Origin of the sequence: Aminobacter sp. SR38, assembly GCF_014843375.1 — a bacterium.
GTDB lineage: Bacteria > Pseudomonadota > Alphaproteobacteria > Rhizobiales > Rhizobiaceae > Aminobacter > Aminobacter ciceronei.
On record NZ_CP062112.1, the window covers coordinates 3,029,221 to 3,045,953 of the forward strand.

The following is a 16,733-nucleotide window of genomic DNA, read 5'->3' on the forward strand; positions in this document are numbered from 1 at the left end:
CACAGGCCCGGCTCCGATCGCAGCCATTTTGTCGTCAGGCTAGTCGTCGTCGACCAGGATGCGTTCGGCGGCGCCGTCCATATCTTCATACTGGCCACTGCGCAGCGACCACAGGAAGGCCGCGAGGCCAAGGGCGCCGAGAAACAGCGCGATGGGCAGGAGGACGAGAAGACCGCTCATGATGCCATGACCTCCTTGGCTGGGAAGGGTCTTGCCGGTCTGATGGCAGCCTCTGCCGCGCTGTGTTTGCCGGCGCTGAGCCGCAGTCCGTTGGCGATCACGATGACCGAGGAGCCGGACATCGCCAGGGCCGCCACCAGTGGGGTGACGTAGCCCAACAGTGCGATCGGCACGGCGACGGCATTGTAGATGACGGCAAGCACCAGGTTCTGCCGGATCAACTTGTTGGCCTCGCAGGAGGCGGCCAAGGCCAGTGGAATGGCAGAAAGGCCCTCGCGCAGGAAGACGAAGTCGGCGGCGCTGCGGCCAATGTCGGCGGCACCGGCAGGGGCGATCGAGACATGGGCGGCGGCCAGCGCCGGCGCGTCGTTGAGCCCGTCGCCGACCATCAGCACCTTGCGGCCTTCTGCCTTGAGTGCCTCGAGACGCTCCACCTTGCCGTTGGGCAGCACGCCCGCGGAGAAGGTTTCGACACCGAGAGCCTTGGCCACGGCAGTCACGGCTTCCGAGCGGTCGCCGGAGAGGATTTCGACGGAGAGGCCCTTGGCGCGCAAATCTGCAACTGCCGTTACGGCGCCGGTCCGCAATCTGTCCTCGAAGGCGAAGGCGGCGAGGTCGGCGCCGTTCTTTGAGAGGACGGTGCCAACGGCCGAGGCGGCATCATCCAGCGCCCAGGCTGAGCGGCCCAGACGGTAGGTGTCCGCGCCCAGCCGCGCCTCCAGGCCGAAACCCGGAATTTCCTCGACGCTGTCGAAGTGCCAATCCTTGGCAGGCATAGCGGCCTGGGTCTCGGAGAGGGCGCGTGAGATCGGATGGCGCGAATGGAGTGCGATCGCGGCTGCCAAAGTGAGCGTCTCGGCTGATATTTCGTGGGCGTTCACCAGCCTCGGTCTACCAAGCGTCAGCGTGCCGGTCTTGTCGAAGACGACGGTATCGATCTCGGCCAGACGTTCCATGGCGGCGCCGTCCTTGACCATGATGCCGTTCTCGAACAGGCGTCGCGCGGCGGCAACCTGTACGATCGGCACGGCGAGACCGAGCGCGCAGGGGCAGGTGATGATGAGGACGGCGATGGCGATGGTGATAGCTTGGTGCCAGTTTCCGTCGGCGACCATCCAGGCGACGAAGGTCAGGAAGGCGGTCAGGTGGAGAACGGGCGCGTAGAGTGCGGCGGCGCGATCGGCAATGCGGCGATAGCCGCCGCGGCCACTTTCGGCGGCTTCCATCAACCGCGCCATCTCGGCGAGGAAGGAATCCCGCGCCTTGGCCGTTGCCTCGATTGTCAGCGCTCCAGTCAGGTTGAGTGTACCGGCACGCAAGGCGGCACCTGACTCGACCGCAACAGGCACGCTTTCGCCCGAGACGATGGCGCAGTCGAGTTCCGAGCGGCCATTGATCACCTTGCTGTCGACAGGCACGCGCTCGCCGGCGGCGAGAAGGATCCGCATGCCCGGCTCGATCTCCTGGACCGGAAGGTAGGCGTTGGCGCCGCCGGCCTGCAGCACGGTCGCGCCACGGGCGGCAAGCCGGGCGAGACCCTTGACGGCGACGCGGGCGCGCTCGCGCATGACGTGGTCGAGCGTACGGCCGATCAAAAGAAAGAACAGCAGCGAAGCCGAGGCGTCGAAATAGGCATGCGGGCCGCTGTTGGCTGTGTCGTAGAGGCTCATGCCGAAGGCGAGCAGGATGCCGATGGAGATCGGCACATCCATGTTGGTGCGGCGGTTGCGCAATGCGCCCCAGGCCGAGCGGAAGAAGATGCGACCGGAAAAGGCAAGCGCGGGCAGGGCGATCAGCGCGGAGATCCAGTGGAACAGGTCGCGCGTGGCATCCGTCGCGCCGGACCAGACGGACACGGACAGCAGCATGATGTTACCGGCGGCGAAGCCGGCAATGCCGAGCCCGCGGATGAGTTCGGCCAGCGTCTCGTCCTTGTCATCGGCCCCTTGCTCGAAAAGATGGCTTTCGTAGCCGAGCCGCGCCAGGGCTTCCGAGATGGCGGGAACGCCTGCGTCCTCGCGCCAGCGCACGGAAACACGCTTCGTCGACAGGTTGACGCGTGCGTGCTCGACGCCGTCGAGCTTGCCGAGCGTGGCCTCGATATTGGCGATGCAGGCGCCGCAATGCACGCCTGGCACGGAAAGTTCGACCTGCCTGGCACTGCCTGGCAGAGCGCGACTGGCAAGCAGCAGTTCTTCGCGCGGCGGTCCGCTTGCGGCAACCGGCTTGAAGCTGAGGGCAAATTCGGCTTCTGGACCGCAGCAGTTCATTTCTCCGCTCCATCGAAAACGACGATCCGGCGCGCTTCGCGATAGGGCTCGCGGTTCGTAACCGAGGCTTCGGTGCTGACGATCCAGATGCCGTCGCGCAGCGGTGTGGCGATGGAAAACGTGCCGTCCGCTTCGCGCTGCAAGGACACCTGCCAGTCTTCGGCTTCATAGGCCGGACGGCGGAAGGAAGCGGTCACATTGTCGATCGCGACCGGAGCGCCGGCGGCATCGGTCAAGCTGTAGTGGATCTCGCCATTGGCGATGGTGAGCTTGCCCTTCCAGCCCAGCGCTGCCTGAGCACGCTGCTCGGCGACGCGCTCGTTGAACTGCTGGCTGGCGACATAGGTGTTCTGGACGACGAGCCCGGTCCAGCTCGTCCTGGCAAAGGTCGCCATGAGCAGATTGACTGTTATGATGACGCCGAAAAAGGCAACCATGATGGCCAGCATGTGCCGTCCGGTGAATGCTCTCGGCTGAATGGCGCGCGTGCTCATCTCAAGGTCTCCGGAACGTTGAACTTTGCGGCGTAGACATCTCGTTCGGCGCCCGCCCTGTCGGCGACGACGAACGAGAAGCCCTGTCCCTGGCTGAGTTGGTCGCGCGGCTGGCGGACATAGACCCTGACGGTCTTGAGCTTGTCCGGCTCGGCGTCGATGGTGATCGAGCGCGTCTCCTGCTGGTCGATGCCGACGACGCTCATGACCGCACCGGGGAGGCCCTCGATGCTGAGCTCGAAGCTGCGAGGTTCGGGCACCATGTTCAGCAGCTTGACGGTGTAGCCGTTGCGGATCGAGCCGTCGGACAGGACGACATATTGCGGGTTGCGGTCCTGCAGCACGTTGATGTCGAGCCGATCGCGGCTGAGCAGCGCTATCAACAGCCCAAGGCCGACAAGGCTCCACGCACCGGCATAGACGAAGGTGCGCGGCCGGAAGAGCCTGCGGATGTGGAAATGCGAAATGCCTTTGTCGAGCTTGCCTTCGCCATCACGCACGCGCCCAGGGTCGATAGTCTGCGTGGCAGGATCTGTGGCGATCACCATGTTGGACTGATAGTCGGCGAGCGTGGCGTAGGAAATCAGGCCGCGCTCCTTGCCGATCTTGTCCATGACCCCGTCGCAGGCGTCGATGCAGAGCGCGCAAGTGATGCATTCGAGCTGCTGGCCGTCTCTGATGTCGATACCCATCGGGCAGACCGCGACACAGGCGTTGCAGTCGACACAGTCGCCGACCGAAAGCCCCTCGGCTGCCGCCTTCTTGGCGTGGCGCGAGCGCGGCTCGCCGCGCCAGTCATTGTAGGTGACGGTCAGCGAGTTCTCGTCCAGCATCGCCGCCTGGATGCGTGGCCATGGGCACATATAGGTGCAGACCTGCTCGCGCATCAGCCCGCCGAAGGCATAGGTCGTGGCGGTGAGGATGCCGACGGTGATGTAGGCCACGGCTTCAGCTTGGCCGGTGACGAACTGGCCGAGCAGGGTCGGGGCATCGGCGAAATAGAAGATCCAGGCGCCGCCGGTGGCCACTGCGATGACAAGCCAGATGGCGTGCTTGGTCATGCGCTTCCACAGCTTGGCAAACGACCATGGCGCGCTGTCAAGCTTGATGCGGGCGTTGCGGTCGCCCTCGATGCCGCGCTCGACGACGAGGAACAGGTCGACCCAGACGGTCTGCGGGCAGGTGTAGCCGCACCAGGCGCGGCCGACGGTGGAGGTGACGAGGAACAGCCCGATGCCGGCCATGACCAGCAGGCCGGCGACATAGAAGAATTCCTGCGGCCAGATCTCGACGGCGAAGAAGTAGAAGCGGCGGTTGGCGATGTCGAGCAGCACGGCCTGGTCGGGCGCATAGGGACCACGGTCCCAACGCAACCATGGCGTCAGATAATAGATGCCGAGCGTGACCAGCATCACCAGCCACTTGAACTGGCGGAACCGGCCCGAGGCCCGCTTGGGAAACACCTTCTGGCGTGCGGTGTAGAGCGGTTGGCGGGTCTTGGCAGAGTTGACTGCCGTGACCTCGAGCCTCTCCACCTGCCTCTCGTCGAGCATTCTCGTCTCCTGCTGGACGCCAGGCCATTGCTTCGGCAGCGTCTCATCTCGCTTTTGCCGTGACCGTGACCGGCCAGCCTTGATTCAGGTCAAGCGAACGTAAAAAGAGGCCCGGCATCGCTGCCGGGCCTCTTCCCCGCCCTTCGTCCACCACCCACCGGCGATGGAGGGTTATTCGCCGCCGCCGAGCGAATGGACGAAGATCGCAAGTTCCTTGACGTTGACGTCGCCAAGCCGTGCGCCCCAGGCGGGCATCACGCCATGCTTGGGATGGCGCACTTGGCTGGCAATGGCGGCCTGGCCGGAGGCATAGAGCGCGATGGCGTCGGACAGGTCGGGAGCGCCCATCTCCTTGTTGCCCTTGGCGTTGTCGCCGTGGCAGGCGGCACAATTGTCGGCGAACACCTTGGCGCCTGCAGGCACCAGCTCCGGCGTGTCGGCCGTGCCCGACAGGCTCGCGACATAGGCCGCGACCTCGTTGACCTGCTTTGGCTCAAGAATCTCGGCGAAAGCCGGCATTTCGGACGCATGGGTGTTCTCGTCGCCATCGAACCGGACGCCATGCGCAATGGTCTTGTAGATCTGGTCGATGCTGCCGCCCCACAGCCATTCGTCGTCATTGAGGTTGGGGAAGCCGGGCGAGCCTTGCGCTCCGGAGGCGTGGCACTGGATGCAGTTGACCTTGAAGGCGGCCGAGCCGGCAGCGGTGGCGAACTGGCGCAGCTTGTCGTCGGCCAGGATCTCGCGGACGTTCTTCGCCTTCACCGCCTCGACATAAGCGCTCTTGGCCTGTTCGGCTGCGGCGAGTTCGGTCTTCACCTCTGCCCGGCTGGAATAGCCGAGCACGCCCGTCGTCGCCGAGCTGATCATCGGCCAGGCAGGGTAGGCGACGGTGTAGGCCAACGCCCAGACGACTGTGGCGTAGAAAGTCCACAGCCACCAGCGTGGCATCGGGTTGTTGAGCTCGGTGATGCCGTCCCATTCATGTCCTGTCGTTTCGACGCCGGACAGTTCGTCGATGTGCTTGTCGCCCACAGATCAGTCCTCCTTCAGCGGAATTTGCGCGGCGCGCTCGGCGGCCTGCTTGCCGCCGGGGCGAAGGGCGAAGAGAACCGCGCCGATGAAGAAGACGGTCATCGCCAGCAGTCCCCAGCTGTCGGCGAAATGCCGCAACGTCGTGTAGTCCATGGCATATCTCCTAGCGGTAGCCGGTGGCCGGGTCGTAGGTCGAGAAGTCGACCAGCGTCCCGAGCATCTGCAGATAGGCGACCAGCGCATCCATCTCGGTCAGCGCTGCCGGATCGCCGTCGAAGTCGCCGAGCTTGGCCTTGGGATAGCGCGCCAGTACGCCCGACGTGTCGGCATTCGGATCGGCCTGCGCCTTGATGTCGGCATCGGCGCTGGCGATCATCTCGTCGCTGTAGGGTACGCCGACACGACGGTTGGCGATCAGGTCGTAGCTGATGGTCTTCACCGCCAAGGGCGTTTCCTTGAGGAAGGCGTAACTCGGCATGACCGATTCCGGCACCACCGAGCGCGGCTCGACCAGATGCTGGACATGCCATTCGTTGGAGTAGCGATTGCCGACGCGGGCGAGGTCGGGGCCGGTGCGCTTCGATCCCCACTGGAACGGATGGTCGTACATCGACTCCGCTGCCAGACTGTAGTGGCCATAGCGCTCGACCTCGTCGCGGAATGGCCGGATCATCTGGCTGTGGCAGGTGTAGCAGCCCTCGCGGATGTAGATGTTGCGGCCAGCGAGCTCCAGCGGCGAATAGGGCCGCATGCCCTCGACCTTCTCGATCGTGTTCTCGAGGTAGAACAGCGGCGTGATCTGGACCAGGCCGCCGATGCTGACGACCAGAAGCGTGCCGACCAGAAGCAGCGTCGCGTTCTTCTCGATTGTCTTGTGTTTGTCGAGCAGTGCCATTTCGGGCTCCTTACTGCGCAGGCTGGAGGGCGGGGGCTGAGGTGGGCATCGGCTCTTCCTGGCGCTGGTGGCCGCGGATCGTCATGTAGACGTTCCAGGCCATGACCAGCGCGCCGGCGAGATACATCAGGCCGCCAATGGTGCGGACGACGTAATAGGGCGCCATGGCCGCGACGCTTTCGGCGAAGGAGTAGACCAGGAAGCCCTGCTCGTCATACTCGCGCCACATCAGGCCCTGGCTGATGCCGGCAACCCACATGACCGCGGCGTAGACGACGATGCCGAGGGTCGCTAGCCAGAAGTGCCAGGTCACCAAACGCAGCGAATAGAGCCGCTCACGACCCCACAGGCGCGGCACCAGGAAGTAGATGGCGCCGAAAGTGATCATGCCGTTCCAGCCAAGCGCGCCGGAGTGGACATGGCCGATGGTCCATTCGGTGTAGTGGCTGAGCGAGTTGACCGCCTTGATCGACATCATGGGGCCCTCGAAGGTCGACATGCCGTAGAAGGCGATGGCCAACACCATCATGCGGACGATCGGATCGGTGCGAATCTTGTCCCAGGCGCCCGACAGCGTCATCAGGCCGTTGATCATGCCGCCCCAGGACGGCATCCAGAGCATGATCGAAAACACCATGCCGAGCGTCTGCGCCCAGTCGGGCAGGGCGGTGTAGTGCAGGTGGTGCGGGCCGGCCCAGATGTAGAGGAAGATCAGCGACCAGAAATGGATGATCGACAGCCGGTAGGAATAGACAGGGCGTTCGACCTGCTTGGGCACGAAATAATACATCATGCCGAGGAAGCCGGCGGTGAGGAAGAAGCCGACGGCGTTGTGGCCGTACCACCACTGGGTCAGCGCATCCTGCACGCCCGAGAACAGCGAATAGCTCTTCGAGCCGAGGAAGGATGCCGGCACCGCCAAGTTGTTGACCACGTGCAGCATGGCGATGGTGATGATGAAGGCGAGGTAGAACCAGTTGGCCACATAGATATGCGGCTCCTTGCGGTTCAGGATGGTGCCGAGGAAGACGGCGAGATAGGCGACCCAAACAATGGTCAGGAAGATGTCGACATACCATTCGGGCTCGGCATATTCGCGGCTCTGGGTGATGCCGAGCAGATAGCCGGTCGCCGCCATGACGATGAACAACTGATAGCCCCAGAACACGTACCAGGCGAGGTTGCCGCCGAAGAGCCGCGCCCGCGAGGTGCGCTGGACGACGTAGAACGAGGTCGCGATCAGCGCGTTGCCGCCGAAGGCGAAGACCACTGCCGAGGTGTGCAGCGGGCGCAGGCGGCCGAAGTTCAGCCAGGGCTCGATGTTGAGATCGGGGAATGCCAACTGGGCCGCCACGACGACGCCGACCAGGAAGCCGGTGACGCCCCAGAACACGGTGGCGATAACGCCGTAGCGTATTGGCCCGTCCATGTAGGGCGAGCTGTCCGCGGGCGCGGCAGCGGCCGGTGCGTAGTTGCCGGTGCGCAGCAGGACGGTGGCGCCACCGGCAAGGGCGAAGAACAGCACCCACATATGAGCGCCGAACTGGCTATCCTGCGCGAAGGCGGCGCCCAGCAAGGCGGCGAACGCCGCCAGTGCCAGCAGGACGATTTCGTTTCCATATTTCATGAGCGATCCCCGACTATGGTCGCGCGCCGACGGTTTCTGCCGACGCCAGACCGGACACATCCATGACATTGGCGGCTCGCGCCTTGATCTGGATCAAGGTCAAGCCGGCCGTGTCGGCCCAGCCTTGGCCTCAAAAAGGGAACCTCTGGGTAATGATCGCGCTCAATGACAGGCAAGCCGGATCGCAGGATGGTGCTGAGCGCGAGGCCGTCGAGGTGATGCGGCGCGCCCACACCGCCGAACTTGCGCTGTGCGACCGGCTTGAGGAGATTGCCGATTCACTGCCCAACGGGCTTGACCGGAGAAAATGCATCCTGGCGGCGCGGGCGCTTGGGCCGACAATGGCAAAAATCCACCGCTTCGAGGAGCAGCGGATCTTTCCGTGCTTTTGCCAGCGTCTGGGCCACAGCGTCGAGTCGGGCAAGACCATCGAGCGACTGAGGAACGAACATCTCGAGGATGAGGGCTACGCCGCCGAGTTGCGGGACGCCTTGCGCTTTGCCGCGCGGCAGGGCGAGGCCGACAGTCCGGAAACCCTGGGATTCATGTTGCGAGGCTATTTCGGCGCGGTGCGCCGGCACGTCGCTTTTGAGCGCGACCATGTCATGGCACTTCTGGCGCCCGCCGGTTGACGGCCTGCTCAGATATTGGCGCGTCGCTCCAGCCTGTCCAAGTCGAAGACCGTGATATGGCGGTTGTTTTCGACCGTGATCAGACCGTCCTTGCGCAGCTTGGTCAGCTGGCGGCTGACGGTTTCGATGGTCAGGCCAAGGAAATCGGCGATGTCGGCGCGGGTAAGCGGCAGGTCGAAGCTGATTTCGCCCGCGCTCTCGGCCTCTGGGTCGCCATGCCTGGCGATGAGGTGAAGGAACGAGGCGACACGCTCGGCGGCGGTCTTGCGTCCCAGCGTCAGCATCCAGTCGCGTGCCTCATCGAGCTCGTCGAGCGCCTGGAGATGCAGCCGGTGGCCGAGCTCCGGCGCCTGGTCGATCATACGGTCGAGCGAGGTCTTGGGAAAGGCGCAGACGCGGACGGCGGTTGCGGCTTCTGCCGTGATTGAGCTCTCCTGCTTGAACGGACGGCCGATGAAGTCGGGCGCGAACTGCAGGCCGACGATCTGCTGGCGGCCGTCGGGCAACGTCTTGACCAGCTTGACCACGCCGGCCAGCACGTTGGCGTAGCTGTCGATCGTGTCCGAGTCCGACACCAGCACGGTGCCCGGCTCGACCTTGCGTTTGGTGGTGTGTCGGCTGAGCTCGACAAGCTGTTCCGGCGTCAGCGCACCGCAAACGCCGCGATGCCGCGCCTCGCAGGAGCGGCACAACGCCGGTATTTCAGAATTATGAATGTCCTGGCGAATGGCCATTTCTTCGTCCAGCACCCCGATTTGCCCAATCTAGGCATCGCGGCCGCCAAAAGGAACCGTGTCATTGTGTCCATCGCCCTGTGTTGCTTTTGATCCAGCTCGTTGCTTGATCCAGGTCTTCGCTTGATCCAGGTCAAGGCGATACCGGCGTCTCCGCAGCATGCTTCAGCAATTGATGGAGACGATCATGGACAGGACCCTCGTCGAGAAATACGCAGCGCCGGTGCCGCGCTACACCAGCTATCCGACCGCGCCGCACTTCAATGCGGCGGTGTCTTCGACGACCTATGGTGGCTGGTTGCGCGCGTTGCCAAAGGGGGCGAGTGCGTCGCTCTACATCCATGTTCCCTATTGCGACCGGCTGTGCTGGTTCTGCGCCTGCCATACCAAGCAGACCCGTCGCTACGATCCCGTCGAACGTTATCTCAGGGCGCTGGAGTGCGAGATCGATACGATCTCCGCGCTGTGTGGAAGCCGGCTAAATGTCCGCAACTTGCATCTCGGTGGGGGCTCGCCGACGATGCTGACACCGAAGGACATGATGGCGCTCGGCAGCCGCCTGCGCGAAAAGTTCAGCTTTGCCGATGATGCCGAAATCAGTGTCGAGATCGATCCCAACGATATGGACGAGGCGCGTTTTGATGCGCTGGCGGCCGTAGGTCTGACACGGGCGAGCCTGGGCGTGCAGGATTTCGATGAGCGGGTTCAAAAGGCCATAAACCGAGAGCAAAGTTTCGAACAGACGAAGGCAGTGGTCAACGCCGTTCGCGCGCGCGGCGTGCGTTCGGTCAATCTCGACATGCTCTACGGCCTGCCGCACCAGACGCTCAACAGCATCGCCGCAACAACGGAAAAGCTGCTGTCGCTGCGGCCCGACCGCATCGCGCTGTTCGGCTACGCCCATGTGCCGTGGCTGAAGAAGCACCAGACGATGATCGACGATGCGTTGTTGCCCGACGCTGTGGCGCGGTTGGCGCAGTCGGAAGTGGCCGCGCGGCTGATCCTGGACGCCGGCTACGAAGCCGTCGGCATGGATCATTTCTCCTTGCCTGGGGATAGCCTGGCCGTGGCGGCGCATGCGGGCACGCTGCGGCGCAATTTCCAGGGCTATACGACCGACCAGGCCGACGCGCTGATCGGCCTCGGTGCTTCGTCGATCGGGCTTCTGCCACATGGCTATGTCCAGAACATGCCGGCAACGGGAGAATATGAACGCCGCGTGCTGGCCGGTGGCTTGGCCACGGTGCGCGGCTTCGCCCTGTCGAATGCCGACCGCATGCGTGCCTGGGTGATCGAGCGGCTGATGTGCGATTTTTCCTTCTCGCGCTGCGAGCTGCTCAGCCGTTTCGGCGATGGCGCCCGCGGCGTCATTGCCGAGGCCGAGCTGCTTGCCGCTAACGACAGGGACGGCGTCTTCGTGCGCGCAGGCAACCGCTTCGTCGTCACCGAACGCGGCAAGCCGTTCGTTCGATCGATCGCGGCTGTCTTCGACGCCTATCTCGGCCAGGGCACCGCGCGCCATTCCGTAGCCGTCTGAACTTCTACGCGCTGTCAAATTCCTGTATCAAGCGCGTGCGAAACGCACGGCGCGAACGGGATCTGGCTTCATGAATCTGACAGTATTTGGGATTGGCTATGTCGGTCTTGTTCAGGCGGCTGTTCTGGCCGAGGTCGGTCATGATGTCGTCTGCGTCGACGTCGATGCGGCCAAGGTCGAGCGGCTGAACCAGGGTTTCATCCCGATCTTCGAGCCGGGGCTGGAGGCGCTGGTGCGCGAGAACCACGCGGCGGGGCGTATCGTCTTCACGACGGACGCTTCGATGGCCGTGCGCCATGGCGCGATCCAGATGATTGCGGTCGGCACGCCGCAGGGCGAGGACGGCTCGGCCGACCTCAAATATGTGCTGTCGGTGGCCGATGCCATCGGCCGCGAGATGGCGGGTGCCAAGATCGTGGTGACCAAGTCGACGGTGCCGGTCGGCACCGCCGACAAGGTGCGCGAGACGATTGCGGTGGCCTTGAAACAGAGAGGCCGAGAGGAGCTAAGCTTCGACGTCGTCTCCAACCCGGAGTTTTTGAAGGAAGGTTCGGCGGTCGCCGACTGCATGAAGCCCGACCGCATCATCGTCGGCACCGACAGCGAAGCGGCCGAGGAGGTGATGCGCGAGCTCTATGCACCGTTCAACCGCAACCACGAGAAGATGATCGTGATGGACGTGCGCTCGGCCGAGTTCACCAAATACGCCGCCAACTGCATGCTGGCGACCAAGATCAGCTTCATGAACGAGATGGCGAACCTGGCCGAGCTGCTCGGCGCCGATATCGAGGAGGTGCGCAAGGGCATCGGCTCGGATCCGCGTATCGGCTACCACTTCATCTATCCCGGGCTGGGTTATGGCGGCTCGTGTTTCCCCAAGGATGTGCGGGCACTGATCCGCACCGCCGGCGATGTCGGTTTCGAGCCGGTGCTGCTGCACTCGGTCGAGGCGCGCAACAATGCCCAGAAGGCGGTGCTGTTCGACAAGCTGAAGAGCCACTTCAACGGTGACCTCGCCGGCAAGACCTTTGCGCTCTGGGGTCTGGCCTTCAAGCCCAACACCGACGACATGCGTGAGGCACCATCGAGGGTGCTGATGGAGGCGCTGTGGCAAGCCGGCGCCAGGGTGCAGGCCTATGATCCCGAGGCGATGAACGAGGCGCAGCAGATCTATGGCCAGCGCGACGACCTCACCTTGTGCGGTACCAAGGAGGCGGCGTTGCGCGGCGCCGATGCACTCTTGATCGCCACCGAGTGGAAGAATTTTAGGGCGCCGTCCTTCGAGCTGATCCGCGACCAGCTCAAGACCGCCGTCATCTTCGACGGCCGCAACCTCTATGACCCGGCGGTGGTCGCCCGCCACGGTATCCAATACGTCTCCATCGGCCGCAAGGCGTCATAACACCGGCAAAGAAAGGGCCCGCGCGAGCGGGCTCTTTTGTCTGATACGGCGCTCACTGGTTGCGGCGCTTGCCTTCCATCAGGTCGAGCACCGCGCGGGCGGCGTCGAGCACATTGGTGCCGGGTCCGAAGACCGCCGACACGCCATGGTCAAGCAGGTACTGATAATCCTGCCGCGGAATGACGCCGCCGACCACCACGATGATATCCTCAGCGCCCTTGGCCTTGAGAGCCTGGACAAGCTGTGGGGCAAGCGTCTTGTGGCCGGCCGCCAGCGACGACATGCCGACGACGTGGACCCTGGAGGTGATTGCCGTGTCTGCGGCTTCGCCCGGTGTCTGAAACAGCGGCCCGGCAATGACCTCGAAGCCGATGTCGCCAAAGGCCGAGGCGATAATCTTGGCACCGCGATCATGGCCATCCTGGCCGAGCTTGGCCACCATGACACGCGGCTTTTCACCCAGTGAGCCGGCAAACTGTTCGAGCCGCGACACCAACGTCTGGAATTCCGGCTCGTCGTCATAGGCCTTGCCATAGACGTTTTCGACCACTTCCGGCACCGCCGCATGGTCGCCAAAGGCGCGGCGCATGGCATCGGAAATCTCGCCGACCGTGGCACGGGCGCGGGACGCGTCGACGGCCGCGGCAAGGATGTTGCCTTCACCTGAGCGAGCGACCTGTTCCAGCGCGGCAATCGTTTCGGCGACGCGCTTCGGGTCGCGCTGGCGGCGGGTGCGCTCGATACGGGCGATCTGTGACAGGCGGACGGCGGAATTGTCGATCTCAAGGATATCGAGATGATCTTCCTGCTCGAGGCGGTACTTGTTGACGCCAACGATGACCTCGTCACCTTTGTCGACGGCGGCCTGGCGCCGGGTCGCCGCCTCCTCGATCATCCGCTTGGGCAATCCGCTCGCGACAGCCTTGGTCATGCCGCCCATCGCCTCGACCTCCTCGATCAGCGCCCAGGCCTTCTCGGCGAGGTCGTTGGTCAGGGCCTCGACATAATAGGAGCCGGCGAGTGGGTCGACGACCTTGGTCACGCCGGTCTCATGCTGCAGGATCAACTGGGTGTTGCGGGCGATACGGGCCGAAAACTCGGTTGGAAGTGCTATCGCCTCGTCGAAGGAGTTGGTGTGCAGCGACTGCGTGCCGCCGAGGGCCGCCGACATCGCCTCGAAGGCGGTGCGGACGATGTTGTTGTAGGGATCCTGCTCCTGCAGCGACACGCCGGAGGTCTGGCAGTGCGTGCGCAGCATCAGCGACGAGGCCTTCTTCGGCTCGAATTCGGTCATGATGCGCGACCACAGCAAGCGCGCCGCCCGCAGCTTTGCCGCCTCCATGAAGAAGTTCATGCCGATAGCGAAGAAGAAGGACAGCCGGCCGGCGAAGTCGTCGACATTGAGCCCCTTCTTCAGCGCCGCACGAACATATTCGCGCCCATCGGCCAGGGTGAAGGCAAGTTCCTGCACCAGCGTCGAACCGGCCTCCTGCATGTGGTAGCCGGAGATCGAGATCGAGTTGAACTTCGGCATCTCTCTGGCCGTGTACTCGATGATGTCGGCAACGATGCGCATCGAGGGTTCCGGCGGGTAGATGTAGGTGTTGCGGACCATGAACTCCTTGAGGATGTCGTTCTGGATGGTCCCCGACAGCTTGTCGCGCGACACGCCCTGTTCTTCGCCCGCGACGATGAAATTGGCGAGGATCGGGATGACAGCGCCGTTCATGGTCATCGACACCGAGATCTGCTCGAGCGGGATCCCGTCGAACAGGATCTTCATGTCCTCGACGGAATCGATTGCCACGCCGGCCTTGCCGACGTCACCTTCGACGCGCGGATGGTCCGAGTCATAACCGCGATGGGTGGCGAGGTCGAAGGCGACCGACACGCCCTGCTGGCCGGCGGCGAGCGCCTTGCGGTAGAAGTTGTTGGAAGCCTCCGCCGTGGAGAAGCCGGCATATTGCCGGATGGTCCAGGGGCGGCCGGTGTACATGGTGGCGCGTGGACCGCGCAGGAACGGCGCGATGCCCGGCAGCGTGCCGAGATGGCCGATGCCTTGGAGATCATCCGCCGTGTAGAGCGGCTTGACCTCGATGCCCTCAGGCGTGTTCCAGGTCAGCGTGTCGGGCGATGCCTTGATCTCGCGCTCGGCGAGTTTTTTCCAGGAATCAATTGTTGGTTTGTCGGTCATTGGGGCCTCCTCAGGCGCGGGGCTCACCCTCCCCCTTCTGGGGAGGGTCGGACCGCAGGTCCGGGGTGGGGGTAAGAGTGCCAAGTCGAGCACGTGCGACGATGGGGTCGATCGTGTCCACTTTGCGGATCGACCCTAAGCAGTCTGAAGAGGCGCTAGGCGCCATCACTCGAACTCCATGATCAGCTCGTCGACTGCGAGGCTTTCGCCCGCTGTCGCCGCCACGCGCTTGACCGTGCCCTTGCGCTCGGCGCGCAGCACGTTTTCCATTTTCATCGCCTCGACGGTTGCCAGCGACTGGCCGGCCTCGACGGTGTCGCCTTGCTTGACGAGGATCGACGTCACCACGCCCGGCATCGGGCAGAGCAGCATCTTCGAGGTATCCGGCGGCAGCTTGACCGGCATCAGCCTGGCCAACTGGGCGACGCGCGGGCTGCGCACATGGGTCACCACGTCCATGCCGCGCCAGCGCAGGCGCCAGCCTGTGCCCGACCGCGACACCTTCACGCCGATGGACGTGCCATCGACGGCAAAGTTGGCGTGCGGGTGGCCTGGCAGCCAGTCGCTCGACACCGCAAGTGTGGTGCCGTCGTCGAATTCGACCATCATGCCGTCGGCTCCGTCCCTGACATGGAGCGGCAGGGTGAAGCCGGCAAGGGTGACCACCCAGTCGGCGCCGACGGGACGCTGGTGGTTGGCGAGCGAGCCCGAGATCTGGGTGCCGCGACGCTGGACGGACTGGTTGATAAGTGCCGCCACCGCGGCAAGCTTGCGGGCATCGGACTCGGAGGGTGCCACGCCGGCAAAGCCGTCGGGGAACTCCTCGGCGATGTAGGCGGTGGTCAGCGCGCCGGAGCGGAACCGCTCCTGGTCCATGACCGCCGAGAGGAACGGCAGATTGTGGCCGATGCCTTCGACTTCGAAATCGTCCAGCGCCCGGCCCATCGCCTCGACCGCCGTCAGGCGATCCGGCGCCCAGGTGCAGAGCTTGGCGATCATCGGATCGTAATACATCGAGATTTCGCCGCCCTCGAAGACGCCGGTATCGTTGCGGACGATGGTGCCGTCGTCGCGCTTGCCCTCGACCGGCGGGCGGTAGCGGGTCAGCCGGCCGATCGACGGCAGGAAGTTGCGGTAGGGATCCTCTGCATAGAGGCGGCTTTCGACGGCCCAGCCGTTAAGCTTCACGTCGGCTTGCGTAAAGCGAAGCTTCTCGCCGGCGGCGACGCGGATCATCTCCTCGACCAGGTCGATGCCGGTGATCAATTCCGTCACCGGATGCTCGACCTGCAAGCGGGTGTTCATCTCGAGGAAGTAGAAGTTCCTGTTGCCGTCGACGATGAACTCGACCGTGCCGGCCGAGAAGTAGCCGACGGCCTTGCCGAGCGCCACGGCCTGTTCGCCCATTGCCTTGCGGGTGGCGGCGTCGAGGAAGGGCGACGGCGCCTCCTCGATGACCTTCTGGTTGCGGCGTTGGATCGAACATTCGCGCTCGCCGAGATAGACGAGGTTGCCGTGCTGATCGCCCAGCACCTGGATCTCGATGTGGCGCGGCTGGGTGACGAATTTTTCGATGAAAATGCGGTCGTCGCCGAAGGAGGACTTTGCCTCGTTCCTGGACGACTGGAAGCCCTCGCGCGCCTCGGTGTCGTTCCAGGCGATGCGCATGCCTTTGCCGCCGCCGCCGGCGGAGGCCTTGATCATGACGGGATAACCGATCGAACTGGCGATCTTGACCGCCTCGTCGGCGTCTTCGATCAGCCCCATATGGCCGGGCACGGTGTTGACGCCGGCGGAGGCCGCGATCTTCTTCGAGGTGATCTTGTCGCCCATCGCCTCGATGGCAACCGGCGGCGGGCCGATGAAGGCGACGCCTTCGCCCTTTAGCGCCTCGGCGAAATTCGGGTTCTCCGACAGGAAGCCATAGCCCGGATGCACCGCATCGGCGCCGGTCTGTCGGATCGCGTCGATGATTTTCTGGATGACGATGTAGGACTGGTTCGACGGTGCCGGCCCGATATGGACGGCCTCGTCGGCCATCTTCACGTGCAGCGCCTCACGGTCGGCGTCGGAATAGACTGCGACCGTTGCGATACCAAGCTTCTGGGCCGTCTTGATGACCCGGCAGGCGATCTCGCCACGATTGGCGATGAGGATTTTCTTGAACATGTTTGTCCTGC

The 16,733-nt window shown here is 64.2% G+C and carries 14 protein-coding genes; 3 read left to right on the top strand and 11 right to left on the bottom strand.

The window, feature by feature from the left end; translation table 11 throughout:
* Positions 1-39: 39 nt before the first annotated feature.
* The 8 genes from ccoS to ccoN all read right to left on the bottom strand — a co-directional run bounded on the left by ccoS (position 40) and on the right by ccoN (position 8,054).
* A complete protein-coding gene (ccoS, locus tag IG197_RS14780; RefSeq protein WP_067955816.1) occupies positions 40-180 on the bottom strand; it encodes a cbb3-type cytochrome oxidase assembly protein CcoS in 141 nt (46 codons plus the stop codon).
* Complete coding sequence (locus IG197_RS14785; protein ID WP_192312863.1) at positions 177-2,450, bottom strand: cation-translocating P-type ATPase; 2,274 nt, start codon at positions 2,448-2,450, stop codon at positions 177-179. The genes ccoS and IG197_RS14785 overlap by 4 nt, the downstream gene beginning before the upstream one ends.
* The gene (locus IG197_RS14790; protein ID WP_192312866.1) at positions 2,447-2,944 is read right to left on the bottom strand and encodes a FixH family protein; all 498 of its coding nucleotides are present in this window, start codon (positions 2,942-2,944) and stop codon (positions 2,447-2,449) included. The genes IG197_RS14785 and IG197_RS14790 overlap by 4 nt, the downstream gene beginning before the upstream one ends.
* A complete protein-coding gene (ccoG, locus tag IG197_RS14795) occupies positions 2,941-4,497 on the bottom strand; it encodes a cytochrome c oxidase accessory protein CcoG (RefSeq protein ID WP_192312868.1) in 1,557 nt (518 codons plus the stop codon). The genes IG197_RS14790 and ccoG overlap by 4 nt, the downstream gene beginning before the upstream one ends.
* Before the next feature lie 171 nt (positions 4,498-4,668).
* A complete protein-coding gene (gene ccoP, locus IG197_RS14800; RefSeq protein ID WP_192312871.1) occupies positions 4,669-5,532 on the bottom strand; it encodes a cytochrome-c oxidase, cbb3-type subunit III in 864 nt (287 codons plus the stop codon).
* A gap of 3 nt (positions 5,533-5,535) precedes the next feature.
* Positions 5,536-5,685, bottom strand: coding sequence for a CcoQ/FixQ family Cbb3-type cytochrome c oxidase assembly chaperone (locus IG197_RS14805; protein ID WP_067955824.1), 150 nt, complete (start codon positions 5,683-5,685; stop codon positions 5,536-5,538).
* A gap of 10 nt (positions 5,686-5,695) precedes the next feature.
* Positions 5,696-6,427, bottom strand: coding sequence for a cytochrome-c oxidase, cbb3-type subunit II (gene ccoO, locus IG197_RS14810; RefSeq protein ID WP_067955826.1), 732 nt, complete (start codon positions 6,425-6,427; stop codon positions 5,696-5,698).
* A gap of 10 nt (positions 6,428-6,437) precedes the next feature.
* The gene (gene ccoN / locus IG197_RS14815) at positions 6,438-8,054 is read right to left on the bottom strand and encodes a cytochrome-c oxidase, cbb3-type subunit I (protein ID WP_067955827.1); all 1,617 of its coding nucleotides are present in this window, start codon (positions 8,052-8,054) and stop codon (positions 6,438-6,440) included.
* Between the two features lie 83 nt (positions 8,055-8,137).
* Between ccoN and IG197_RS14820 the strand changes: the two genes are divergently transcribed.
* The gene (locus tag IG197_RS14820) at positions 8,138-8,686 is read left to right on the top strand and encodes a hemerythrin domain-containing protein (protein ID WP_067955829.1); all 549 of its coding nucleotides are present in this window, start codon (positions 8,138-8,140) and stop codon (positions 8,684-8,686) included.
* 8 nt (positions 8,687-8,694) lie between these two features.
* Here IG197_RS14820 and IG197_RS14825 read toward each other — a convergent pair whose 3' ends face one another.
* Positions 8,695-9,420, bottom strand: coding sequence for a Crp/Fnr family transcriptional regulator (locus IG197_RS14825; RefSeq protein WP_154387416.1), 726 nt, complete (start codon positions 9,418-9,420; stop codon positions 8,695-8,697).
* Positions 9,421-9,607: 187 nt separating this feature from the next.
* Between IG197_RS14825 and hemN the strand changes: the two genes are divergently transcribed.
* Together hemN and IG197_RS14835 are read left to right on the top strand one after the other, a co-directional pair.
* A complete protein-coding gene (gene hemN / locus IG197_RS14830; protein ID WP_067965898.1) occupies positions 9,608-10,957 on the top strand; it encodes an oxygen-independent coproporphyrinogen III oxidase in 1,350 nt (449 codons plus the stop codon).
* 70 nt (positions 10,958-11,027) lie between these two features.
* Entirely contained in the window at positions 11,028-12,359 is a 1,332-nt protein-coding gene (locus tag IG197_RS14835; protein ID WP_192312874.1) for a UDP-glucose/GDP-mannose dehydrogenase family protein, read from the top strand.
* A 52-nt stretch (positions 12,360-12,411) separates the two neighbouring features.
* Here IG197_RS14835 and scpA read toward each other — a convergent pair whose 3' ends face one another.
* Entirely contained in the window at positions 12,412-14,553 is a 2,142-nt protein-coding gene (gene scpA, locus IG197_RS14840; protein WP_192312877.1) for a methylmalonyl-CoA mutase, read from the bottom strand.
* A gap of 165 nt (positions 14,554-14,718) precedes the next feature.
* Positions 14,719-16,722 (bottom strand): acetyl/propionyl/methylcrotonyl-CoA carboxylase subunit alpha, encoded by a 2,004-nt coding sequence (locus IG197_RS14845; RefSeq protein ID WP_192312880.1) that lies wholly within the window; start codon positions 16,720-16,722, stop codon positions 14,719-14,721.
* Positions 16,723-16,733 lie beyond the last annotated feature (11 nt).

What these genes read in the sequence shown, in the direction of transcription:
- IG197_RS14835 (WP_192312874.1), top strand. Translation starts at nt 11,028, where the DNA reads ATGAATCTGACAGTATTTGGGATTGGCTATGTCGGTCTTGTTCAGGCG.
- ccoG (WP_192312868.1), bottom strand. Translation starts at nt 4,497, where the DNA reads ATGCTCGACGAGAGGCAGGTGGAGAGGCTCGAGGTCACGGCAGTCAAC.
- ccoN (WP_067955827.1), bottom strand. Translation starts at nt 8,054, where the DNA reads ATGAAATATGGAAACGAAATCGTCCTGCTGGCACTGGCGGCGTTCGCC.
- ccoO (WP_067955826.1), bottom strand. Translation starts at nt 6,427, where the DNA reads ATGGCACTGCTCGACAAACACAAGACAATCGAGAAGAACGCGACGCTG.
- IG197_RS14785 (WP_192312863.1), bottom strand. Translation starts at nt 2,450, where the DNA reads ATGAACTGCTGCGGTCCAGAAGCCGAATTTGCCCTCAGCTTCAAGCCG.
- ccoS (WP_067955816.1), bottom strand. Translation starts at nt 180, where the DNA reads ATGAGCGGTCTTCTCGTCCTCCTGCCCATCGCGCTGTTTCTCGGCGCC.
- IG197_RS14825 (WP_154387416.1), bottom strand. Translation starts at nt 9,420, where the DNA reads ATGGCCATTCGCCAGGACATTCATAATTCTGAAATACCGGCGTTGTGC.
- hemN (WP_067965898.1), top strand. Translation starts at nt 9,608, where the DNA reads ATGGACAGGACCCTCGTCGAGAAATACGCAGCGCCGGTGCCGCGCTAC.
- scpA (WP_192312877.1), bottom strand. Translation starts at nt 14,553, where the DNA reads ATGACCGACAAACCAACAATTGATTCCTGGAAAAAACTCGCCGAGCGC.
- IG197_RS14790 (WP_192312866.1), bottom strand. Translation starts at nt 2,944, where the DNA reads ATGAGCACGCGCGCCATTCAGCCGAGAGCATTCACCGGACGGCACATG.
- IG197_RS14805 (WP_067955824.1), bottom strand. Translation starts at nt 5,685, where the DNA reads ATGGACTACACGACGTTGCGGCATTTCGCCGACAGCTGGGGACTGCTG.
- IG197_RS14845 (WP_192312880.1), bottom strand. Translation starts at nt 16,722, where the DNA reads ATGTTCAAGAAAATCCTCATCGCCAATCGTGGCGAGATCGCCTGCCGG.